General features: G+C 32.0%; 31 protein-coding genes. 16 read left to right on the plus strand and 15 right to left on the minus strand.

The annotated features are described in order from the left end of the window. Nucleotides 1-54 precede the first annotated feature (54 nt). Nucleotides 55-1,140, plus strand: coding sequence for an AI-2E family transporter (locus tag AC0L0O_RS09965; protein WP_000837886.1), 1,086 nt, complete (start codon nucleotides 55-57; stop codon nucleotides 1,138-1,140). A 241-nt stretch (nucleotides 1,141-1,381) separates the two neighbouring features. Here AC0L0O_RS09965 and AC0L0O_RS09970 read toward each other — a convergent pair whose 3' ends face one another. From AC0L0O_RS09970 to AC0L0O_RS09995, 6 genes are read right to left on the minus strand one after another with little or no spacing between them, the layout of a single operon-like run. Further along, entirely contained in the window at nucleotides 1,382-1,522 is a 141-nt protein-coding gene (locus AC0L0O_RS09970) for a YrzI family small protein (protein WP_000668508.1), read from the minus strand. Between the two features lie 25 nt (nucleotides 1,523-1,547). Then, complete coding sequence (locus AC0L0O_RS09975) at nucleotides 1,548-1,688, minus strand: YrzI family small protein (RefSeq protein ID WP_000669812.1); 141 nt, start codon at nucleotides 1,686-1,688, stop codon at nucleotides 1,548-1,550. A 25-nt stretch (nucleotides 1,689-1,713) separates the two neighbouring features. Beyond that, nucleotides 1,714-1,857, minus strand: coding sequence for a YrzI family small protein (locus AC0L0O_RS09980; RefSeq protein ID WP_000668975.1), 144 nt, complete (start codon nucleotides 1,855-1,857; stop codon nucleotides 1,714-1,716). A 26-nt stretch (nucleotides 1,858-1,883) separates the two neighbouring features. Further along, complete coding sequence (locus tag AC0L0O_RS09985) at nucleotides 1,884-2,027, minus strand: YrzI family small protein (protein WP_000668984.1); 144 nt, start codon at nucleotides 2,025-2,027, stop codon at nucleotides 1,884-1,886. A gap of 28 nt (nucleotides 2,028-2,055) precedes the next feature. Beyond that, on the minus strand, nucleotides 2,056-2,199 hold the full coding sequence (locus AC0L0O_RS09990) for a YrzI family small protein (RefSeq protein WP_000142735.1): 144 nt from the start codon (nucleotides 2,197-2,199) through the stop codon (nucleotides 2,056-2,058). Between the two features lie 27 nt (nucleotides 2,200-2,226). After that, entirely contained in the window at nucleotides 2,227-2,367 is a 141-nt protein-coding gene (locus AC0L0O_RS09995) for a YrzI family small protein (protein ID WP_000156190.1), read from the minus strand. 440 nt (nucleotides 2,368-2,807) lie between these two features. Between AC0L0O_RS09995 and AC0L0O_RS10000 the strand changes: the two genes are divergently transcribed. The 7 genes from AC0L0O_RS10000 (at nucleotide 2,808) to AC0L0O_RS10030 (ending at nucleotide 7,091) form a co-directional block, all read left to right on the plus strand. Further along, a complete protein-coding gene (locus tag AC0L0O_RS10000; protein ID WP_000876524.1) occupies nucleotides 2,808-3,401 on the plus strand; it encodes a DUF4825 domain-containing protein in 594 nt (197 codons plus the stop codon). Nucleotides 3,402-3,415: 14 nt separating this feature from the next. Next, complete coding sequence (locus AC0L0O_RS10005; protein ID WP_000424650.1) at nucleotides 3,416-3,904, plus strand: DinB family protein; 489 nt, start codon at nucleotides 3,416-3,418, stop codon at nucleotides 3,902-3,904. 125 nt (nucleotides 3,905-4,029) lie between these two features. Further along, nucleotides 4,030-4,410, plus strand: a complete 381-nt coding sequence (locus tag AC0L0O_RS10010; RefSeq protein WP_000805188.1) for a GntR family transcriptional regulator — start codon at nucleotides 4,030-4,032, stop codon at nucleotides 4,408-4,410. Further along, nucleotides 4,407-5,279 carry an ABC transporter ATP-binding protein gene (locus AC0L0O_RS10015; protein WP_000560935.1) on the plus strand — a complete coding sequence of 291 codons (873 nt, stop codon included), beginning with the start codon at nucleotides 4,407-4,409 and terminating at the stop codon, nucleotides 5,277-5,279. Before AC0L0O_RS10010 ends, AC0L0O_RS10015 begins: the two co-directional genes overlap by 4 nt. After that, entirely contained in the window at nucleotides 5,276-5,947 is a 672-nt protein-coding gene (locus AC0L0O_RS10020; protein ID WP_000178197.1) for a DUF4052 family protein, read from the plus strand. The genes AC0L0O_RS10015 and AC0L0O_RS10020 overlap by 4 nt, the downstream gene beginning before the upstream one ends. Nucleotides 5,948-5,984: 37 nt before the next feature. Further along, nucleotides 5,985-6,464, plus strand: coding sequence for a CcdC family protein (locus AC0L0O_RS10025; protein WP_000390281.1), 480 nt, complete (start codon nucleotides 5,985-5,987; stop codon nucleotides 6,462-6,464). Nucleotides 6,465-6,581: 117 nt separating this feature from the next. Then, nucleotides 6,582-7,091: a 2'-5' RNA ligase family protein gene (locus AC0L0O_RS10030; RefSeq protein WP_001259224.1), complete on the plus strand. Its 510-nt coding sequence runs from the start codon at nucleotides 6,582-6,584 to the stop codon at nucleotides 7,089-7,091. Nucleotides 7,092-7,097: 6 nt separating this feature from the next. Here AC0L0O_RS10030 and coaW read toward each other — a convergent pair whose 3' ends face one another. From coaW to AC0L0O_RS10070, 8 genes are all read right to left on the minus strand, one after another. Continuing rightward, the gene (gene coaW, locus AC0L0O_RS10035; protein WP_000446248.1) at nucleotides 7,098-7,928 is read right to left on the minus strand and encodes a type II pantothenate kinase; all 831 of its coding nucleotides are present in this window, start codon (nucleotides 7,926-7,928) and stop codon (nucleotides 7,098-7,100) included. 92 nt (nucleotides 7,929-8,020) lie between these two features. Continuing rightward, complete coding sequence (locus tag AC0L0O_RS10040; RefSeq protein WP_000547639.1) at nucleotides 8,021-8,419, minus strand: 3-hydroxyacyl-ACP dehydratase FabZ family protein; 399 nt, start codon at nucleotides 8,417-8,419, stop codon at nucleotides 8,021-8,023. A 56-nt stretch (nucleotides 8,420-8,475) separates the two neighbouring features. Next, entirely contained in the window at nucleotides 8,476-9,675 is a 1,200-nt protein-coding gene (locus tag AC0L0O_RS10045; RefSeq protein WP_000222676.1) for an LL-diaminopimelate aminotransferase, read from the minus strand. Nucleotides 9,676-10,208: 533 nt separating this feature from the next. After that, a complete protein-coding gene (locus tag AC0L0O_RS10050) occupies nucleotides 10,209-10,571 on the minus strand; it encodes a hypothetical protein (RefSeq protein WP_000756866.1) in 363 nt (120 codons plus the stop codon). Between the two features lie 170 nt (nucleotides 10,572-10,741). Further along, nucleotides 10,742-11,041: a hypothetical protein gene (locus tag AC0L0O_RS10055; RefSeq protein ID WP_001279512.1), complete on the minus strand. Its 300-nt coding sequence runs from the start codon at nucleotides 11,039-11,041 to the stop codon at nucleotides 10,742-10,744. Nucleotides 11,042-11,192: 151 nt separating this feature from the next. Further along, nucleotides 11,193-12,395, minus strand: coding sequence for an MFS transporter (locus tag AC0L0O_RS10060; protein ID WP_000269250.1), 1,203 nt, complete (start codon nucleotides 12,393-12,395; stop codon nucleotides 11,193-11,195). A gap of 263 nt (nucleotides 12,396-12,658) precedes the next feature. Then, nucleotides 12,659-13,102 carry a hypothetical protein gene (locus AC0L0O_RS10065; RefSeq protein WP_000182017.1) on the minus strand — a complete coding sequence of 148 codons (444 nt, stop codon included), beginning with the start codon at nucleotides 13,100-13,102 and terminating at the stop codon, nucleotides 12,659-12,661. 161 nt (nucleotides 13,103-13,263) lie between these two features. Then, nucleotides 13,264-13,416 carry a YqbF domain-containing protein gene (locus AC0L0O_RS10070; RefSeq protein WP_071735967.1) on the minus strand — a complete coding sequence of 51 codons (153 nt, stop codon included), beginning with the start codon at nucleotides 13,414-13,416 and terminating at the stop codon, nucleotides 13,264-13,266. A gap of 478 nt (nucleotides 13,417-13,894) precedes the next feature. Here AC0L0O_RS10070 and AC0L0O_RS10075 point away from each other — a divergent pair, with 478 nt between their 5' ends. From AC0L0O_RS10075 to AC0L0O_RS10110, 8 genes are all read left to right on the plus strand, one after another. Then, a complete protein-coding gene (locus tag AC0L0O_RS10075) occupies nucleotides 13,895-14,263 on the plus strand; it encodes a hypothetical protein (RefSeq protein ID WP_000067098.1) in 369 nt (122 codons plus the stop codon). Between the two features lie 195 nt (nucleotides 14,264-14,458). After that, nucleotides 14,459-15,244 (plus strand): class I SAM-dependent methyltransferase, encoded by a 786-nt coding sequence (locus tag AC0L0O_RS10080; protein WP_000031327.1) that lies wholly within the window; start codon nucleotides 14,459-14,461, stop codon nucleotides 15,242-15,244. 70 nt (nucleotides 15,245-15,314) lie between these two features. Then, nucleotides 15,315-15,503, plus strand: a complete 189-nt coding sequence (locus tag AC0L0O_RS10085; protein ID WP_000621883.1) for a DUF3970 family protein — start codon at nucleotides 15,315-15,317, stop codon at nucleotides 15,501-15,503. Nucleotides 15,504-15,580: 77 nt separating this feature from the next. Next, entirely contained in the window at nucleotides 15,581-16,546 is a 966-nt protein-coding gene (locus AC0L0O_RS10090) for a nucleoside hydrolase (protein ID WP_000029501.1), read from the plus strand. 172 nt (nucleotides 16,547-16,718) lie between these two features. Beyond that, nucleotides 16,719-16,961, plus strand: coding sequence for a GlsB/YeaQ/YmgE family stress response membrane protein (locus AC0L0O_RS10095; protein ID WP_000638307.1), 243 nt, complete (start codon nucleotides 16,719-16,721; stop codon nucleotides 16,959-16,961). A 77-nt stretch (nucleotides 16,962-17,038) separates the two neighbouring features. Beyond that, nucleotides 17,039-17,434: a hypothetical protein gene (locus tag AC0L0O_RS10100; RefSeq protein ID WP_000847587.1), complete on the plus strand. Its 396-nt coding sequence runs from the start codon at nucleotides 17,039-17,041 to the stop codon at nucleotides 17,432-17,434. Nucleotides 17,435-17,653: 219 nt separating this feature from the next. Continuing rightward, on the plus strand, nucleotides 17,654-18,499 hold the full coding sequence (locus AC0L0O_RS10105) for a gluzincin family metallopeptidase (RefSeq protein WP_000609523.1): 846 nt from the start codon (nucleotides 17,654-17,656) through the stop codon (nucleotides 18,497-18,499). Nucleotides 18,500-18,526: 27 nt separating this feature from the next. Further along, on the plus strand, nucleotides 18,527-19,171 hold the full coding sequence (locus AC0L0O_RS10110) for a YjgB family protein (protein WP_134188663.1): 645 nt from the start codon (nucleotides 18,527-18,529) through the stop codon (nucleotides 19,169-19,171). Nucleotides 19,172-19,254: 83 nt separating this feature from the next. Here the strand turns inward: AC0L0O_RS10110 and AC0L0O_RS10115 are convergent, their stop codons facing one another. Next, nucleotides 19,255-20,493 (minus strand): MDR family MFS transporter, encoded by a 1,239-nt coding sequence (locus AC0L0O_RS10115; RefSeq protein ID WP_134188664.1) that lies wholly within the window; start codon nucleotides 20,491-20,493, stop codon nucleotides 19,255-19,257.

Here is a 20,493-nt window from a genome sequence, read left to right on the forward strand (position 1 = left end):
TATTGCTTATTTTGGTACAATAAAGAGAAGTGCTAGTTTAAAGGAGGACGTTTTTTGAAATCGAAAGTGCACTTTTGGACATTAGAAGTGCTAATGGTTGTAGCGATCATATTTATTTGCACAAAAATATCGTTTCTATTTCAACCGATTGGTATCTTCATATCAACGTTGTTTTTCCCAATCTTAATCGCGCTTTTTTTATACTTCATATTTAATCCGGTGTTAGTCTTTTTGGAGGATAAAAAAGTACCTAGAAATTTAGCGATTTTACTGTTATATCTTTTTATCATAACATTAACTGCGGTTGGAGTTGGAGTAGTAGTTCCAACGATCTCCCAACAGCTAATGGATTTAGTAAAAAATATGCCAGGTTATATAAAAGAGGGAAAAGTATACATACAAGATTTATCCCATCATAGATTGTTTGAATGGTTATCTACACAAAACTATGTTTCCATTGAAACAATTGAAAAAAATGCAATTGAATACTTAAAGGATATACCAAACACACTTACGTCGAGTGCAACGGCTTTATTTGGTATTATCACGAACGTTGCGTTAGTCATATTTACAGTACCGTTCATATTGTTTTACATGTTTAAAGATGGACATGCCTTCCCAGGTAAAGCAGTAAGCCTATTACCGGAGTCTTACCGTGAAGAAGGACTTCGCATCATTAAGGAAACGAACGAAACATTGTCTGCTTATATTCAAGGACAAGCACTCGTTTGTATATTTGTAGGTGCTTTTACTTTTATCGGTTATTTCATTATCGATTTACCGTACGCTTTTGTTTTAGGAATTATAGCAGCATTTACTAATATCATTCCTAACTTAGGTCCATTTATCGGTGCAGCACCAGCTGTTATCGTAGGTCTGTTCGTATCTCCGATGCAAGCGTTATACGTAATTATTATCGTAACAATTGTACAACAGTTTGAAAGTAACATCATTTCACCGCGTATTATGAGTTCAAAATTAAATATCCATCCGTTAACAATTATTATTTTAATTTTAGGGGTAGGTAACTTTGCGGGAATTATCGGAATGATTTTGGCGGTACCAGTTTATGCAGTAACGAAAACAGTTGTATCGAACTTAGTGAGACTGTTTAAGACGAAACGAAGTAATCGAAAATAGTATATGTTTAGAAAGATACACCGCTTTTTAAGTGGTGTATCTTTTCTTTATTAATCAATGTTGAAAAGTGTACGAATACAATTTTATTATATATTTATTACATATCAAATATAACGGTAAAGTTGTATGATATAGACCCGATAAAGCTATGTGGAATCCCTCTGAACTATCCAAATCATTTCCTTACAACGTGCTATCAACATCATAATCGACTCCTTTCAAGTTTTATATTGTTAAAGAATTATAGGTGAGAGTAGTATTTGGTTCTACGATCTCGAATTTCGTCCATAATCTTTTTGTATTGTTGTTCTTGTTTTAATTCAGCTTCAGAAAGGCTTTTTTTCTGGATTGTAATTATTAAAGAGAAAAGGTGAAACTTCATGTTACATTCCTCCTTTCGAAAGGAATTATAGGTGGCTACAGTAGTGACTTTGACGTTCTTTCACATCTTCCATAGCTTTATTAATTTGATGGTCATGCAATATCTCACTGTCCGAGAACTTAGTTTTTTGAATCGTGATCGTTAAAAAGAATACTTTAAATTTCATTAGATAAAACCCCTTTATAAGTTTATTAGAAAAGACGGCTGTAATAAGAAGCTTGATGCTCTTTTACTTCGTCCATAATAGTTTGAATGTGTTGCTCACGTAAAATCTCATTCTGAGAAAGCTTACGTTTTTGAATGGTGATAGTTAAAAAGAATGCTTTAAATTTCATGAAGGCATTGCTCCTTTATAATTAATTTAGAAAAGACGTGTGTAATAAGAGGCTTGACGCTCTTTTACTTCATCCATAATAGTTTGAATGTGTTGTTCACGTAAAATCTCACTTTGAGAAAGTTTACGTTTTTGAATGGTGATAGTTAAAAAGAATGCTTTAAATTTCATGAAGGTATTGCCCCTTTAAAATATATTTTTAATACATTTGCGTATAGTATGAACTTTTAATGTCAGTCATTTTATCAGTCAGTTGTTTTAATTGTTGTTTACGATTGATTTCAGCTTCAGTTAAAGTATTTTTCTGAAGTACAGTCGTAAAAAAAAAAATATGAAAAGTCATAAATGAATTCCTCCTTTCGAAAAGGAATTACATGTGATCACAATAAAGTGCTTGGCGCTCCTTAACATCATTCATAGCTTTTTCAATTTGCTCATTATGAAAAATTTCATCTTTGGAAATTGTATTTCTTTGAATCGTAATACTTAAAAACAATACGCTAATAGTCATCGAATGTTGCTCCTTTCTTTAAAAAATAATGTAAGAGACTAAAAAATCGCACAAAAAAGCCACAGGAAGATATAGTTCTCCTATGGCTAGGCGTGAAAAAGCCACAGGAAAGTATACGACCTCCTGTGGCGAATTTATGAATTAATAGAAATAAAGTGCGATTTTCAATTCTCCATTAGGGTGGTCGAATTCATATTTAATTGTCCAGAAAACACAGGTGCAGTTAACGCTAAAGTTAAAGCATGTAATTGTAATTTCATCATTTCCTTCGACCTCCTTTTAGAATATTTTTCTTACGTTAGTAAGTATATACAATTAATGGATAATTGTAAACATAAAAATTGAAAATTTTTAATTTTGATTAAAATGCGTATGTTTTAAAGGAATTTGACGAGACATATTGTAATTAACGAAATAGCGATAAAAATGGGGGATGCTAAATGAAGTATATGCATTGTAATGTAATTGTTATGCTAACAATTTTTTTATTTATTACTGCTTGCTCAAACGGAGAAAGAATAAAAGAAATATCTGATGTTGAACCTGATAATTTTAAGAAATATGCGGGGACATACGTTGGTAATAATTCAGATGTAGTTGCAATTGTTAATCATTTACCCGGTGGTGAAACATTTCAAAGTATAAGTTTAGAGAATGAAAGCATAAAGGTGAACTATGGTGCAAAAGGGAATGGAACCCTTACAGAAGAAATGGTTGAGACGTATTGGCTTGATAGTAAGGATACGATGAAGAAGAATTTTCTCTTTAACGCTATTTATTTAGCGATTTTAGTACCAAATGCGAAAAGTTACGAGTTTCAAGTAGAAAATAAAAATTTCACGATAAAAAGAGAAGAAATACTATCAATCCTGTATGAAAAGTTTGATAAATTCCCAAAAGAAAATGATATATGGGATAAAAAGGAAGTGGTAAAGTTTCTTAACGAAAATAACGAAGAAATTAGAATGCTTATGAATGATAAAGAGTTTAGGAATGCTTTATTTGTAAAGTATCCAGTACAGCAGTTGAAATGATGGGAGGAAAATAGGTGGAGTTAGTATATAAAATTACTTATCATCGAATGCAAGATCATTATTTACCTAAGTTAATACAGGCAATTAGCTTCGTTAGTGAAGAAGATTTATGGAAACAAGGGGATTCTGTGAATTCAATTGGTGGAATTATACTACATATTTGTGAACATATACAGAGAAATACTAGTCGTTATAAAAATCCAAATATAGTCTTTGAAAAGGGAATTGAGGAGTATTTTCCAGTAAAGCGACAACGTACTGAACTTTTGCTACAGTACGTTGAAGAAGTATTTGATGAATGGGGAAAAACATATATACAAGCATGTGGAGAAAAAAGACATATTGACCTTCATAGTTTATTACATTTAGTGGAGCACACAAGTTATCATTTAGGGCAAGTTGTAGATCGTACAAAGTCTATAAAGGGACAACAATTTAATTTTTGTCAAAATGGTATAAATGAAAAGAATTTAAAAATTAGAGTTGAAACTTCAAAATTTTAGAAAGAGAGTTATTCTTAAACGAATGACTCTCTTTTTTTATAAAAGAAATTTATGGAAATATACATTTTTATGTGATATGGTTAATTACATAAGTAATGAACCTATGAACCTAAGGTGGTGAAATTATGAAACCTACTCTGGAGCAAAATAAATTAATATACTTGCAAATTGCAGAAACGATTGAATCAGATATTTTAAAAGACATATTACTTGAAGAAGAACAAGTTCCATCAACAAATCAATTTGCGAAGATGTTACACATAAATCCAGCTACTGCAGCTAAAGGGGTAAACGTATTAGTGGATGAAGGGATTTTATATAAAAAGAGAGGGATCGGGATGTTTGTTGCAAAGGGAGCGAAAGAAGTCGTACTAAAAAAAAGACAAAACACTTTTATGACCGAATATTTACCGAAAGTGTGGGAAGAAGCAAAAGTGCTAGAAATATCAAAAGATGAATTGATGGATATGATTCAAAAAATTACGAAGGAGGGGAAAGAGGGATGATTGCACTTGAAACGAAAAAGATAACGAAAAAATATAAAAAGAAAGTAGCTGTAAATGAAGTTACGATTTCATTGGAAGAGCATAAAATATATGGTTTGCTTGGGAGAAATGGAGCAGGAAAAACGACACTATTAAATTTACTTGCAGGTCAAATTACTTCAAGTAGTGGAAGCGTATCAATATTTGGCGAACATGTTTTTGAGAATAGTAAAGCGATGCAAAATATTTGTTTTGTTAGAGTAAAAGAAGAAGCTCATTTAAGTTTTAAAGTAAAAGAAATTTTTAAGATGTGCAGCATGTTTTATAAAAACTGGGATGGAAAGTATGCTGAAGAACTCGCTAATAAATTTCAGCTTAATATGACAGTGAAATATCATAAATTATCACACGGCATGCAAACAGTCGTCGGCATTATTCAAGGGTTAGCAAGTAGGGCGCCAATAACAATTTTTGATGAACCGACTACAGGTTTAGACGCAGCACATCGAGAGTTATTTTATAGTTTACTACTAGAAGATTACGCTGAGTATCCACGAACAATTATATTATCAACACATTTAGTAGAAGAAGTAACCCATGTGATTGAAGATGTAATTATCATAAAAGAAGGAAGATTAGTTATTCAATCATTGGTGGAAGATTTATTACAACAAGTTCAGATTATTTCAGGGCAAAAGGATAAAGTGGACGAGTTCTTGATCAATAAAAAAGTATTAAATCGAGAAGTTTATGGAAATAAGGGAATTGCTGTTATATGGGAAGAACTTTCTAATGAAGATTATTACTCTCTTGAAAAAGAAGGTTTAGCAATTGATAGAATTACATTGCAAAAATTATTTATTCATATAACTGGTGGTGAAGTGAAATGACGATGTTAATGAAGCAGTTAAAGTTACATATTAATTTTCATTATAAAGCAATTTTAATATTTTGGATTGTCGCTTTATTAATAAAAGGGTCTTTAACTGCTGTTCATTTAAATGGAACGAACATTGGTTATTTACCCGAAATTATAAATAATCCTTCAATAGCAATTATGTTATTTATAGTAGGGAGTGTTTTCATCATACAAGATGAGCTATTTCGTTTAGCAGTTTCATTCGGTGTAACGAGAATCCAATATTTTATCGGAGCCATTTGTTATATCGTATTGCAATCCGCAATGTTTGCGTTTCTTCATGTAATGCTTATGCAAGAAATAAAATATAATTTAGTAAATGTTAGTTTTGGAGAGCAATTGGTACAAGAATTTATTTTGCACTTTTTATTTTATGTTACAACAGCATGTTTCTTCCAATTGGTAGTGGTTTTTAAACAACGATTTCAGTGGATTGGTCTTATGATTGGTGGAACACTATTCTTATCAACGATTAGTGTGCTTTATGGAGAAGCAGGGGTAACCGGTTTATTATTTACAAGTGATGGATCTTTAGTAGATATTCCATATTTTACTGTTATTTCAATTGGATTAACTACCTTTTATATCATAACTAGTAGTATATTTATACGCAAAGTATCATTTGAACGAACGGTTTAATAGAGTGTTAGATTATTTTAGAGAGAAGGAAGAGTAAATGGAAGATACTTCTTCATTAATAACTGTCTTTTTATGCATTGCACTACTAATATTTTGGCGTCGTTATCGTTCTATGTATAAGCCAATAAAGGGATCGGGAAAACGTATTTTGTGGCCATTATTATTTTTAACACCAGGTGTTTTATGGTTTTTTGGTCCCGTACATCCAGCTATATTACAAGTAATTATAGCGGTATTCATTGGTGTACTTTTTGCTGTGCCGCTTATAGTATTAACAAATTATGAACGAAGAGATGATGGGAATATTTATACGAAAAAAAATGTAGCTTTTTTAATTACTTTTATTGCACTTGTCGTTTTAAGGTATGGCTCAAGAAAATTTATTGTGGATTTAGATCAACAAACGGTTGGTTTATTATTTTACGTAGTTGCGGTATCGTATATCATTCCGTGGAGAATTGCTTGTTATATAAAGTTTAGGAAGGTTTGGCGGGAAAATAGTAATCATACTATATGAAAACTTCTCATTTGAGAAGTTTTTTATTTTTATAGGTAAGTAAAATAATTTGTTGAAGTGCAAGATTGTTATAGAATATGATACATATTAAAATAAGGGAAAGTAGAGGGGATAAAAATGCGTACAATTTTAGTTTTTCTAAATAATATGTCCATCGATAAAATAGAGAACATTAGACAAAAACATGATCCTTTATTTGAATTAATTCCACCGCATATAACAATTATATTTCCATTTAAGAGTAATATTTCAAATGGTGAATTAAAATCTCATATTTTGAATTTATCAAGAGGGATAGGGAAAATTGAAATTGAATTTGCAAATCGTATTACTAGTGTAGGAAACTATTTGTTTTTAGAAGTTGAGAGAGGGAAAGAACAAATAGCCAAACTACATGATATGCTGTATACAGAACCTTTAAGACAATTTTTGAAAGAAGATATTCCATACATACCGCATGTAACAGTCGGGAGAAAAGAAAGTGCGGAGTTAGCTGCTGAAGTAGCCAAGGATATTCATAGTTTCCCTGAAAAGTTACAATGTGTAATTGATAGAATTAGTGTAGAGCGAATTGGAGAAAAGGGGGAATCAATTATTGAATTTGAAGTACCGTTGCAAAAAAGCTGACAAAAGTCAGCTTTTTTTATTCGTAGCATAAAGTAAAGCACCAATCGCACCGCTATTACCACCATCTCGTAAAAAGATGGGTGTTTTATTTTGGTATTTTGTGTAACTACTAATAATATTTTGAAGATGTATGTTATTACATAGAGTCGAACCAATATAAATAATATGGCCAATGTTTTTTGTTTCGGCGAATTGAAGGCTTAATGCAGTAACGACTTCACCGACAAGTCCTTGTACAGTAGCAAGTATATCTGAGTTATTATAATTTGATTCTATAGTAGCGGCTTTACCAAAATTGCTTGCAGTTAAACTATTATCAATAGGGGAGAGAATCCCACCATAAATATCTCCAACTGTAATATCTAAATCTTTTCTAGAACCCACTTTTGTTAAAGGAATCACATCTTCAAAATGATCTATATTTGTTAATAATTTTGAAAGTCCCATAATAGTACCTCCGCCAACACCGGTTCCACCAGCGCGAATATATCGGTCATTATAAATGTAATGAATGGAGGTACCTGTACCGATATTTGTTAAAACAAAGTTGTTTATATCATATTTTTCTTCTTTTAATATGTATCGGACACCTACAAGAGTAGCTTCAAATTCGTTTAGTTCTACTATTTTATATGAGTCTGAAAGTAGTTGCTGTAATTGTTTCGCTTTACCACCAGTAATACATATTTGTTTTATACTGGTTTGCTTCTTAAGCCAATCTATTATTTTATCTTGTTCATTTGAATAAAATTTTTCAAAAGTTAATTTCTTTTTTTCGTTTAAATAAGCAATTTTTGTTAATGTTCCTCCAGCATCGATACCGATCGTACTTTCCATTTGCCTGCTCCTAACTAAGTAATTTATTTACTCTGTTCATGTTGATGAAACGAATTGGTAGGAGATAGATACCCTAGTGAATAAAAAGGTCTCTATTCTGCTTGATATATTAATAGCTTTTCTATCGTTACAATCGGTTGATTATTAACAGTTGCGGTACCTTTACCAAGAACAAAACCTCGGCGATTGCGAGTTAACTCATAATGTAAATCAAGTTTATCACCGGGATATGCTTTTTCATGGAACGTAACCCCATCTAACGAGGAAAGGAAGCCTAGTCCGTCAGAGTCACTTGTATGTACAAATGCACTAAGCTGAGCAAGTGCCTCTACAATTAACATATGAGGCATATGATTTTGACTATCATTTATAAACCATTCGTTATTTGTAATGAGTTTATATCCTGTAACGGATTCACCTTGTTTTACGTTTTTTACTTTATCAATCATTAAAAATGGATAACGATGGGGAAGCGTGTCTTTAATATGCATATGAAAGTACCTCCAATGAATAATACCCCTGCTAAAGTTAAGCAGGGGAGTGGGAACTAATTTTTAACTAATTCATCTACTTTTTCAAGGGCGAAAATACCACTATTTCTAATGTTTTCAACAACTTGTTGTAACACTACTTTATCTTGAACGAGTGCAATGCGTACAAACCCTTCTCCGTGAGGTCCGAATGCATGACCTGGTGTGACAACGACATTCGCACGATCCATTAATGCATAAGCGAAGTCTATAGAAGTCCAGCCTTTCGGAATTTCGGCCCAGACGAACATACTGCCAGCTGGTTTTTCAACATGCCAGCCAAATGTTCGGAACCCATCGACTAAAGTATCTCTACGTTCTTGATAAATACCACGGTTTTTCTCACAAAAAGCAGCACCATTTCTTAGTGCAGCACATGCCGCTTTTTGAATTGGTAAAAATACTCCGTAATCTGTATTAGATTTAAATTGTGTAAGTGCCCCGACAATTTCTTCATTACCAATCATATAACCAATACGGCTACCTGCTAAACTATAACTTTTTGACAAAGAGTTAATTTCTACGCCAACTTCTTTAGCACCAGGCACAGAGAGGAAGCTAATTGGTTTATTACCATCAAAATAAAATTCAGCATAAGCAAAATCATGGACAACAATAATGTTATGCTTTTTCGCAAATGCGATTACTTCTTTAAAGAAATATTCATGAGCCATTGCTGGAACCGGATTCCCTGGGAAGTTTAAAATCATCATCTTCGCTTTATCTGCAATTTCTTCAGGAATTAGCTCTAAGTTAGGTAAGAAATCATTTTCTTTTTTTAAAGGCATGTAGTAAGATGTTGCACCAGCCATTTGAATTCCTGTTTCATAAGCTGTATATCCTGGATCAGGAACTAATATAATATCTCCCGGATTCGCATAAACCATAGGTAAATGAACGAGTCCATCTTGTGAACCCATTAATAATAAAACTTCTTTATCGGCATTTAATATAACATTATGAGTGTTGTTGTAATATTCAGTTACAGCTTCGTGAAATTCTTGAATGCCACTTAATGTGTATCCATAGCTTTCTTTTTGATTTGCTGTATGTACCATTTCTTCTCTTACGAAATCCGCAGGTGGCATATCAGGATTCCCGATACTTAAATCAATCATTTTGTGACCTGCTGCAATTTTTTCTTTTTTATAGGCCCCTAATTCACTAAATATAGAAGATTGGAATGCTTTCATTCTAGTTGCTAACGTGTAAGTCATCAAAACCCCTCCTAAAAACAGTGTTTTCTTTCTGCGTTTTTAATTATTCTGAAAACACATGAGTACATTTTATCATTTTTTTATGAAAATTAAAACGATTGACAAATTTAGAGAGAGGATTAGTCTTTTTTGAAAGGGAGGTGTAAATAAGTACTGGTAAACTGAACTGTCTATTATACCTATCTAGATGGTTTAGGATGTTTTGTAGTTTTTGTTAAGTATATCCCGCATATTTTGGATGAAAAAGTACAAGAAAACGAGGCCTAATATACCACTAAGCCAATAGTATGAATTCCCTGTCGTGAATTTTTCATAAAATGAATGTGCATTCCATAGGATTAGGAGAATGGAACAGATTGTTGACACAATTAATGAACTTAAACTTCTCAAAAAAAGCACCTCACATTAAAATATTGTTATTATATAATACTACATCTGAATTTAAAGATTTAAAAGAGGGAAATGTTTTTGGGGAGGTTTTGTAAAATAAAAATAACGCAGAAAATATTTTCTGCGTTTTAAATGAAGAGTAATTATTTCTTATTATATGTACATAATTTTTCCACTGCATAAAAGTATACATTTAATTTGCCATCGACAACTTGTAAAGTTTGATCCGATGTAAATGAGTTACCATAATCAATGTGATATACATTAGAATCCTTTACAAATGAACCTTTGTATAAATCTTCTTTTTTCTTTGTTGTTTGCATTTCTACTAAATATTGAGTAATTTTTTCTTTCTTTTCTTCTTTTACAACTGTTTCAAATTTATACGATATAGGACAAAGACCGTTTTTGTTGTCAACGACTTCCCAAGAACCGTATATATCATTATTGCTACATCCACTGAGTAGTATAATGAATAACGGAATAATTAATAGAACCTTTTTCATTTTGTACTCCTTTCTTTTCGTTTTCAATAAACGTGCGAATACGATAGGGATATTGTAATAAATAAAGTTTAAATTTTTATAAAGAATTATTTAATTTCATATAAAAATTTAGAGGGGATTAAAAAAGCATGAGTCTAGTGTAAAGTCAGATTCATGCCGAGTACAATAGTCTATGTGATGTTTCTTTTGAGGAAAAATAAAGAGGAAAGTAGGATCACAATTCCATTTAAAATATATACAATTGCAACAATAAAGGCTAGGCCCCCTGCGCCAAATCCAGCTTTATCGAATATAGAAGCGAATGCTACGGTAGCCAAAAAGACAATAGGAGTTATCAGTAAAAATATGAAACCGGCGATAATTCTTTTTTTAAAGTTATGTCCAGATAAAGAAATAGCTAAAAAGTTTATGATGCTAAGCAGAGCTAATACAAAAATAAATATACTAAATAACTGCATGCCATCAGACAATTGCGCACCCCCTATATATCATGTTAGTATACTGTATTCGAAAGAGAAAAGGGGTACTCCTTTAAATAATTACAATAAGTGTAATAAATAAAGTTTTATATAAAAAAGAAGCATGGATTAATCTAATAGGACCCATGCTTCTTTGTTTATGTTATAAATTCGCAGATTGCGATGGTTGTTTTTCATACTGTTTCTGTTTAGAAAGCGATATGAAAATAATGAATAATGAAATAACACCGAAAATAAGAACCATATATTGCAATCCAATCGTATCTAAGAAGAAGCCTGTGCCAAGTAAGACAATTTGGAACATCACTCTTTCAAACATATTACGGAATGAGAAGAGTCGGCCGTGATAGCTCTTTTCCACTTTCGTTTGGAAAATTGTCGACATAATAGGGAAGAAACAACCAACACTAAAACCAAACAATCCAAATGATGTAAGAGACATCCATTTTATATCGCTAAAGAACAATGATAGATGTGCAAAAGCGGTACAAACAGCGAAGAAATATAGTAACTTTTCAGGTTTGAAATGATCAGATAAACGTTTAATAACGAAGGCGCCTAACATAAATGCGATACCTTCAATCGTATATATAAAGCCTTTAATCGTTGGATCATGTTGCATTTCGCTAATATTAATTACCATTAAATTAAATCCAGCTATAAATAATAGAGGGATAATACTTAATATAAGTGCTGTGAAAGCAATCGGAATTCCTCTTAAAATACGAAATACTTCCATAAAGCTATTATCTTTTGCAGCTTGTTTACTTGGTGTTGTTGATTTCTTATCTTCGAATTGTAGGAAGAAAGTTGAGAGGAATAATAAAGCATATGCTGCCATTGAGAAGGCGTACATATATTGTAAACTCATTACAACTAAAAGAATTCCACCTAGTGAAGTACCTGCAATACGAGCGATTGTACCTACATTCATATGTACACCGTTCATTTGTAATAACTCATGCTCACGTACGATGAGTGGAATTACAGATTGTAATGCAGGGAAATAAAATGCTGCTGAAATTTGAAGTGCAACCATAAATGCAATCATAAAGGCGATACTTTCAAATTGGATAGCGAAAAACATAAAAATAACACTAATAACACGACCAAAACCAGCATAAAGAAGGACTTTTTTCTTTTCATATTGATCGATGATACGACCAGCCATAGGTCCCACTAGAACACCTGCTAATAGTCCGATAAACAATATAACTGATTTCATGAAATCAGAAGGGACATATTTTTGCATAAATTCCAGGTTGCCAAGAATTCCAAGCCATAACCCTAAACCAGCAATAAACTCCCCAATTAAAACAATCCAAACATTTTTATTACGCCACATAATATAAAACCTCTCCGTCTTTTAAAATGAAAAACTCGTATATAAAACCTCCTTATTTTATGTATTATTTTTAACGAACTTTTTTAGAGCCAGAGTCTATATTACGTGTTTCATGAGTGGATTTCAATTTTTTTGATTTGTCAAAAATTTAATTTGTGATGTAATGAAATAAGCTTTTAATGATACGTATATTAAAAATAAAAAAAGCAAGAACGTAATACTACGTCTTACTTTTCTCAAACATAATATTTGAGTAGATTTGCTTAATATGAATTATAAACTTGTCCAATTGCTAACCCACTAAAAGAGAGGGGACCAATGACATCTGCACTTGCATCACTTGTTAGATTTTCCACAGTTAAAGTATATTCGTGAATACCGCTGCTTACATTTTTATCAATAGTTTGAAATGTTTCAACTGAATATTGTTTATAATCTGTGGAGCCTATACTTACTTGTGTGTTAAAAATATCAATGTCGTTACGGAAAATTCTAACAAATAATTGTGATCTATTTGTTACACTTTTAAAACCAATTGTGGTAATTAATTCTATTCTATTATTGCGTGAATATTTTAGTGGAATTTTTAATTCAATATTTACTAGAATTGCTTTGTTTGGGGAGTTGGGAATTGTAAAAGTCGTTGCATCCGTTTTATTTATTGGCTGAATACCTTGGTAATCAATGATATGAGTTATGTTCGTCACCTCCTCATATATAAAAATATGAACGTAATGACGGATTAGATTGGACGTATAAAAGAAGATATAAATAAAATTGAGAATAGGGTTACATATAAAGTTATAATATAAAAGCATCAAGAATAGAACCACGATTAGGAGGTATATTTCTTGATGCTTTTCATACTTTAAGCAGAAAATTCTTCTTTGCGTACTTCGAAAAATTCATTACGACGTAAGTAATTATAAACTTTCTCGGAAACCTCTTCTTCTTCAGACATTAAGAAACGATGATCAAAAGCATAGAAGGATTGACCTTTAACTAATTTTACGTAGTATATTTTACACGCCTCCTCTAGCAGAATTGGAATTTACCTAATATTATGATGGCCTATATGCTTGTGAATCATACTTGAAGTTTCAAAGTATAGAAGCGAAACAAATTAAAAAGCTTACAAAACTGTAATGTTGTTGTCACGTTTTCCGATAGTTAAAAATAACCAATCTCTTCTATACTACAAATAAGTTACATAAAATAAGGGGGTAAAAATAATGGATGAAGTGATTGGAGAAGTTGTAGCAGGAATTTGTGAATTTGTGGTGGAAGTAACAGCAGATGCTATTGGGAATTTAGTTTCTGGAAAGGATGAGGAAAAAGAAACATTATAATAGTTTGTAAAAGTATACAGATGATTAAACTATAAAGGCTGATTTCTAAAGGGAAGTCAGCTTTTTTATTTTTTACATTATATTAATATTATTTGAATATTCATTTGTTATTATGTTTATGAAACTCATAAAGGAGGTGAATAAATAAAGATGTCGAATTTAGAGGCTGATTTATCTGATTCTCGTTTAATTGTGGCGAATGTGGAGGAAAAGGAATATCACTTTATTGTTCGTGAACACCCGATTGTAGGAAAAATTATATCGCTATTGGAAAATGGAAAAGAATATGGTTTAATAGATAAACAAATTGCTAATAAAGATAAATTTATTAAATCGGAGCTTACTAAATTAGAGTATTTTAACATAGATGTTCTCTATCATACACCTGGATGGATATGGATTGGTATGGATCAATTTGGTTTACATGCTCGAGAGGCTACTTATAACGAAGTAGACATTATTATGAAGTTGCAAGAGGATTTATATTATATAGATGTATATGAAAAAGTAAAAATGTAATTGATATTTAGTCAGGTTAGGGGACAAGTTCCCGTAGCCTTTTTGTTTTATATGTAAACGGAAAATCGATTTTATGTTGATGATAGGACAGCATGATAAGAAGTGAGCTGAAAAGAGGATTTGAAAATACATAAAGAGAACTTTAATTATTATATGAATTCTATATGTAAATAACAATAGAAAGAAGATGATAAAATGAGTAAAGAAGAGCTTGTGAAACAACAGTTTGGTAATAATGCGGAGAAGTATGTAAAAAGTAAAATTCATGCTAAAGGACCGGATTTACAATATGTAGTTCAACAAGTTGAGTCTCGTCATAATAATCGTCTTCTTGATATTGCTACTGGCGGAGGACATGTTGCAAATGTATTAGCGCCATTGTTTAAAGAAGTAGTTGCTTTAGACTTAACAGAAAAAATGTTAGAGAATGCAAAAAAATTTATTATAAGTAACGGCCATGAAAATGTGTCTTTTGTTGCTGGAAACGCTGAGAGTTTACCGTTTTCTGATAGTTCTTTTGATACAATTACGTGCCGAATTGCAGCACATCACTTTACGAATCCAGCTCAGTTTATTTATGAAGTAAATCGTACGTTAGAAGATAATGGATTGTTTATTTTAATAGATAATGTTTCACCGGAAAATAATGAATTTGACATATTTTATAATTTTATAGAAAAAAAGCGAGATCCGAGTCATGAACGGGCTTTGAAAAAAACAGAATGGATTACCTTATTAGAGAAAAATGGTTTGCAAATGCAGTCATGTCTTACTTTTGACAAGAAATTTGATTTTGACTGGTGGTGCGATATGATGAATGTACCTTTGCAGAAGCGGGTGAAGCTAACAGAATGTATGATGAAAACAACAGTTGAAATGCAAGAATTCTTTAACATTCAATATGAAAATAATAAAATCATATCGTTTTATACTGAAATGGCATTGTTTGTATGTAAAAAAAGTTTAACATTAAAAAGATAAATTTCTTGCAGTCTTTCCAAAGTACGTTATACTTAGTAACAGAGAAAATGAGAATTGAGGAAATGTAATAATGATTCGCGTACGTATTGAAGGAACTGAAGAAGAAATGCTTGAATTTATGGAGAAAATGCCGGATATTCCTGGATTTGAAAAAACACATACGAGAGAACCAAGAAAAGGAAATAATCCAAAATATGATTCAAGTAAAAATGTACTAGCATATTTATCTTATAAAAAGATTAAAGTCGCCAATAAATAGGCGGCTTTTTTAGTTTGCACCGTTTCACAGCCTTGTCTTTTTTACATACTAATAATAGTAGATAATGCTGAAGAGGGGTGAGTATAGTTAATAAGAAAATCATCTTTTTTGGAGACTTTGGTATTGATGATGCTGTGGCGTTAATTTATGCAAATAAAACATGTAAATTAGATATTTTAGGTATTGTTGCTGAATATGGGAATGTATCGCGAGAAATCGTAACAGAAAATGTGTATTTTTTAGAAAGATACTATGCTACAGAAGTAAAAATCATTGAGGGTGCAGCAAGACCGATGACAGCTGAAGAACCTTTATTCTTTCCTGAAATTCATGGGGAGCATGGTTTAGGGCCAATTATTCCGCCTGATATGAGGATTTGTAAACGGGAAAATTTTTGTGAATTAATTAAATTAATTGAACCTTGTCCAGAAGATATTATTATCGTAGCAACAGGACGATTAACAACATTGGCAACATTATTTTTATTATATCCAAATGTCATGGATAAAGTATGTTCGTATTATATTATGGGCGGTGCTTTTTTATTTCCTGGTAATGTCACTCCTGTATCAGAAGCGAATTTTTATGGAGATCCAATCGCCGCAAATATTGTAATGAAGTATGCAAAGAATGCGCATATTTATCCATTAAATGTAACGCAAGAAGCCCTAATTACTCCTGAAATGGTGGATATTATTAATAAAGAAGGAACAGGGCAGGCGAAACTTATAAAACCAATGATTGATTTTTATTATGAGAACTTTTATAAAAAAGAATACCCTGGTATTGCTGGAAGTCCGATTCATGATTTACTTCCGTTTATTTCGTTTATAAATGATGATATTTTTGAATATAAAAAATCAGCAGTTTGGATTAGTACGACAAATGACGTAACAAGAGGGCAAAGTGTGGCTGACTTTAGAAAAATAGCTGAGCCGACAAGGTTTGATGATCGGCCAATACAAAGAATTGCAGTTGGTTTTAACTATCCTGCATTTAAAGAAGAGTTTATGCGGACAATATTGAATCCTGATTGCCCATAATAGGAGAAATATGAAGGGTTTCCACCAATAATCCAAAAACTAGTTGTTCATTATTTTGAAATAATCTAATAGTTGAGCTGTATGAATAACTTATGAAAAATGTAGCATAACTAATGGTAAGCAATTGTTTCTAATTATATTTTGATTGGTGAAATATAAAGGAGGTTATCATGTGATTTGGTCTTTAATCGTTGGTGGTATATTAGGGTGGCTTGCTAGCTTAATTACTGGCAGGGATGTACCTGGTGGTGTAATTGGTAATATTATCGCTGGTATTATTGGCTCTTGGATTGGTGGGAAATTACTTGGTAGTTTCGGCCCAGTAATCGGCGGATATGCAATTATTCCAGCTTTAATTGGTGCGATTATTTTAATCTTCATCGTAAGTTTCTTATTGCGAGCAATGCGAAAATGAATGTAAGGACTGTTTACATTTGTAAGCAGTCCTTTTTATATGTTATGCTAGTATTATACAATCAGGAGGTGTCAGCATTGAAAACATTTACAGTAAATTTTCATCAAGAAGATAATGCTAAAGCGACAACAGTACATAAATTAAGTGAAGAGGACTTCAATAAAGCGACAGAAAAAGGCACTCGTCATCTATTTGATTTAGATACAAATGTTGGATTCTTCGTATTCTTTGATGCAGAAGATGCAGAAGGAAATGATCAATACTTAATGCTACAATATGAAGGAGATCATGAAGAGCCAACTGCGTGCTACGGATTTGATTTAAAACTATACTATCAATTTTTAGCACTATACTTAAATGATCTTGAATTCCAAGGCGAAACGGATGAGGAAGAGGAAGAATATGGTCCAATTCATCATTTAGCTCACTTACTTTACCATATTGTTGAAGATGGTAAGTCAATCGAAGTGTAAAAATACATATGTAAAGCTGTCCTTTTTGGACAGCTTTTTTCATTATTATAATGAATGTTATGATTTGCAAAATGGTAAATGGATTTCTAATGGTGATAAATGGTTTGATTAAATAGAAAAAGCAACAAAGAAGGTTCATCCTCCTTTGTTGCTTTTTCTACGTTTAAGGAAGGATTGCAGTGTAAATAGCGAGAAGGAGTGTATAAGGAGATGGAAAAAATGATAAACAATACAATTCCAAATTTTTTAAAATTATGGGAAAGTAACGAAGTAGAATTAGTAGCGCTTAAAAAATACTTCACTTCGCATCCAGAAATATTTGAAGAATACTTTAAGTATCATTGTCCTAACACGAAAGAACGTCTTTCTAATGCCATTAATCTATATCCCGCAAAAATAGAAGATATTCGTATCATTGCAGAATCATTACCAATCATTATCCAAGAGGTAACAAATGCATATCATAATAAATTTAACTTTGATGTAAAAATGAAATTTCATTTATTTGTTGGAGGATTTGGATCAAATGCATTTGTAGAAAGAGAGATTATTGGAGATATGTTTTTTGCCGCAGAAAAATTATCTCCAGATTTAAATCACCTTCGTGTTATTGTTGCTCACGAAATAGGACATATATATCATAATGTTATGTTACAAAATGATGGAATGGACTGGGGGAAAGCCGAGTGGGCCGATGCGACAGTTAATTTGTATCGTGAAGGCATTGCAACATACTTATCAAAGCAAATTATAAAAGGTTTAAATGAATCAGTATATTACTCATATGACAATGATGGTGAACGTTGGTTACAATGCTATATAGAAAATGAAGAACATATAAAGAAACGTTTTTTGGAAGATTATATAGAAGGATGGACGTTTGAAAAAGAGAAAGAGTGGTTTCGGTTATCTGGTGGGCAGTATTTTGGATACAACCGACTCGGTTATTTTTTAGGAACTGCTTTTGTAGAATATATTGTACAAGCATTGGGAGAGAGTGAAGTATTTATTTTTTGGAATAAATACAATTTAAAAAGTAGTGTGTTGGATTGGTTATCGAAATGAATAGCATTTAATAGGGAGCTGAAATGTATGAAAGTGTATGTAAAGATAGCTTTATTATGTCTTACTTTTACATGCATATTTGCCTTAGCGGCATGTAAAGGAACAGATGAAAAAAAGGAAACAAACCCAACTTCGGAAAATAGTAAAAACGAACAGAATACTTCTTCTGAAGGAAAGAAAGAGCCTGAGGTTAAATCAAATACCGATTCAAATTCGAAGGATACAGTTATAAACCAAAAATCAATTAACCACGTTAAAAACTTGTTTGAACTAGCGAAAGAAGGAAAAGTACCTAATGTTCCGTTCGCAGCTCATACAGGAGATATTGAAGAAATAGAAAAAGCGTGGGGAAAAGCAGATAAAACAGAACAAGCAGGAAACGGAATGTACGCAACTTTTACAAATAAAAATGTTTCCTTCGGTTTTAATAAAGGATCACAAGTTTTTGATGTACGCTCCTATCATGCAGAACTAAAATCAATGACATTACAAGAAATTGAAAAGGCATTAGGAAAAACAAACTCAGTTAAAGGAAATGGTGAGGATAAAATATATGTATATAAAGTAAACAAGCAGTTTGAGTTAAAATTCATCATTCCAAAATCGACTGGAAAGGTAAATCATATTTCGGTATTTTCGCCAGAGGATAGTATAAACAAAATGGCAGGGTAGGATAATAAAAAAAGGATGTCACAAAAGTCGAAATCGATGACTATGTGACATCCTTTTTTGGGGTGTAAATAAGAAACTTCCTTTTATAAAATATGATGGGGATGCTCTAAAACATCTTTTTGAATAACTTCTCTTCTTTTCTTACGCTCTAAATTTCGAACAAAAAGAGCTTGGATAATGCCTCCAATTGTTAAGAAACAAGCACAAATATAAAATAGCATACTACCGTTTAGTTTACTTAATAAAACCGCACCGATAACAGGACCGCACGTTCGAGATACATCCCAGTGTAAGCCGTAAATTGAAAAATACAATCCACGTTTATCTGAAGGAGCGATTTCTGAAACAAATCGAAGTAAATGGTTTAAAGCCATACTTCCACCAATGACTAAAAAAAGTAATGTAAAAAATAATGAGGCGATTGTTGCTGAAAGCCCATAGCCAATAGCAGCTATTGTATAGCAGATGTAAGAAATAAGAATAATTTTCGCCATAGAAAATCGTTCAGACCATTTCACAAGGAAAACTTGTAGAGTGATTTCCATAAGAGCTTTGCATGTTGTAATAAAAACGAGTATGCGATCGAAATCCGGAAGTGTATGTTTCACGAAAATAAGATAATTTGTTTCAGTTTGTGCATAAAAAAAGCTAATAGGAAGTGTAGTGATCATTAGTCCAAATACGGCGTAATGTTTTTGTACAAATTGTTTTGGAGATGATACTTCAAGCTTTTGCGTTGGTGTTGTCATTGCCGGAGCGGTTTCTGGAAGCTGTATCCAAACAACGACTGCATATGCTATAAGTGCAATGCTTTGCACTATAAATACATATTCAGGGTGAGTCTTATAAAAAATAGTACCAATTAAAGGGCCGATTAGGGTACCTATTGCTCCCATCGTTTGCAGAAGAGAGAAAACTTCTGCTTGCTGCCCATGTTTTGTTAAATCAGCAATTTGTGCCCGTTGAGCGGGAATATATAAGGAACGGCCAATACCATTTATGACGTATAACAATGCAAATATAAAAACGGATTGAGCGAAAACGAAACTACCGATTGCAACACCTTGTAGTAACAATCCTAGTAACATGATTTTCTTTCGTCCATATTTATCAGTAATTCCACCAGCAATTAGTGTAAATACGATGTCTGAAAGTGGTTGTAGCCCGAAAATAAGCATAGTAATCATTATATTACCGTTTAACATTTTATTAACATAAATAATCATAATGAGTGCTAACATGGATTCTGTTGTTCGAGTTAATAATTCACCGCCCAGTCTAATAATGATTGGTTTATTGTAACGTAATAAGAGATGATTCAA

Source organism: Bacillus sp. GS3m_15504, assembly GCF_055825275.1.

What these genes read in the sequence shown, in the direction of transcription:
- AC0L0O_RS09970 (WP_000668508.1), bottom strand. Translation starts at nt 1,522, where the DNA reads ATGAAGTTTCACCTTTTCTCTTTAATAATTACAATCCAGAAAAAAAGC.
- AC0L0O_RS09975 (WP_000669812.1), bottom strand. Translation starts at nt 1,688, where the DNA reads ATGAAATTTAAAGTATTCTTTTTAACGATCACGATTCAAAAAACTAAG.
- AC0L0O_RS09980 (WP_000668975.1), bottom strand. Translation starts at nt 1,857, where the DNA reads ATGAAATTTAAAGCATTCTTTTTAACTATCACCATTCAAAAACGTAAG.
- AC0L0O_RS09985 (WP_000668984.1), bottom strand. Translation starts at nt 2,027, where the DNA reads ATGAAATTTAAAGCATTCTTTTTAACTATCACCATTCAAAAACGTAAA.
- AC0L0O_RS09990 (WP_000142735.1), bottom strand. Translation starts at nt 2,199, where the DNA reads ATGACTTTTCATATTTTTTTTTTTACGACTGTACTTCAGAAAAATACT.
- AC0L0O_RS09995 (WP_000156190.1), bottom strand. Translation starts at nt 2,367, where the DNA reads ATGACTATTAGCGTATTGTTTTTAAGTATTACGATTCAAAGAAATACA.
- AC0L0O_RS10000 (WP_000876524.1), top strand. Translation starts at nt 2,808, where the DNA reads ATGAAGTATATGCATTGTAATGTAATTGTTATGCTAACAATTTTTTTA.
- AC0L0O_RS10010 (WP_000805188.1), top strand. Translation starts at nt 4,030, where the DNA reads ATGAAACCTACTCTGGAGCAAAATAAATTAATATACTTGCAAATTGCA.
- AC0L0O_RS10015 (WP_000560935.1), top strand. Translation starts at nt 4,407, where the DNA reads ATGATTGCACTTGAAACGAAAAAGATAACGAAAAAATATAAAAAGAAA.
- AC0L0O_RS10020 (WP_000178197.1), top strand. Translation starts at nt 5,276, where the DNA reads ATGACGATGTTAATGAAGCAGTTAAAGTTACATATTAATTTTCATTAT.
- AC0L0O_RS10025 (WP_000390281.1), top strand. Translation starts at nt 5,985, where the DNA reads ATGGAAGATACTTCTTCATTAATAACTGTCTTTTTATGCATTGCACTA.
- AC0L0O_RS10030 (WP_001259224.1), top strand. Translation starts at nt 6,582, where the DNA reads ATGCGTACAATTTTAGTTTTTCTAAATAATATGTCCATCGATAAAATA.
- coaW (WP_000446248.1), bottom strand. Translation starts at nt 7,928, where the DNA reads ATGGAAAGTACGATCGGTATCGATGCTGGAGGAACATTAACAAAAATT.
- AC0L0O_RS10040 (WP_000547639.1), bottom strand. Translation starts at nt 8,419, where the DNA reads ATGCATATTAAAGACACGCTTCCCCATCGTTATCCATTTTTAATGATT.
- AC0L0O_RS10045 (WP_000222676.1), bottom strand. Translation starts at nt 9,675, where the DNA reads ATGACTTACACGTTAGCAACTAGAATGAAAGCATTCCAATCTTCTATA.
- AC0L0O_RS10050 (WP_000756866.1), bottom strand. Translation starts at nt 10,571, where the DNA reads ATGAAAAAGGTTCTATTAATTATTCCGTTATTCATTATACTACTCAGT.
- AC0L0O_RS10060 (WP_000269250.1), bottom strand. Translation starts at nt 12,395, where the DNA reads ATGTGGCGTAATAAAAATGTTTGGATTGTTTTAATTGGGGAGTTTATT.
- AC0L0O_RS10075 (WP_000067098.1), top strand. Translation starts at nt 13,895, where the DNA reads ATGTCGAATTTAGAGGCTGATTTATCTGATTCTCGTTTAATTGTGGCG.
- AC0L0O_RS10080 (WP_000031327.1), top strand. Translation starts at nt 14,459, where the DNA reads ATGAGTAAAGAAGAGCTTGTGAAACAACAGTTTGGTAATAATGCGGAG.
- AC0L0O_RS10085 (WP_000621883.1), top strand. Translation starts at nt 15,315, where the DNA reads ATGATTCGCGTACGTATTGAAGGAACTGAAGAAGAAATGCTTGAATTT.
- AC0L0O_RS10105 (WP_000609523.1), top strand. Translation starts at nt 17,654, where the DNA reads ATGATAAACAATACAATTCCAAATTTTTTAAAATTATGGGAAAGTAAC.
- AC0L0O_RS10110 (WP_134188663.1), top strand. Translation starts at nt 18,527, where the DNA reads ATGAAAGTGTATGTAAAGATAGCTTTATTATGTCTTACTTTTACATGC.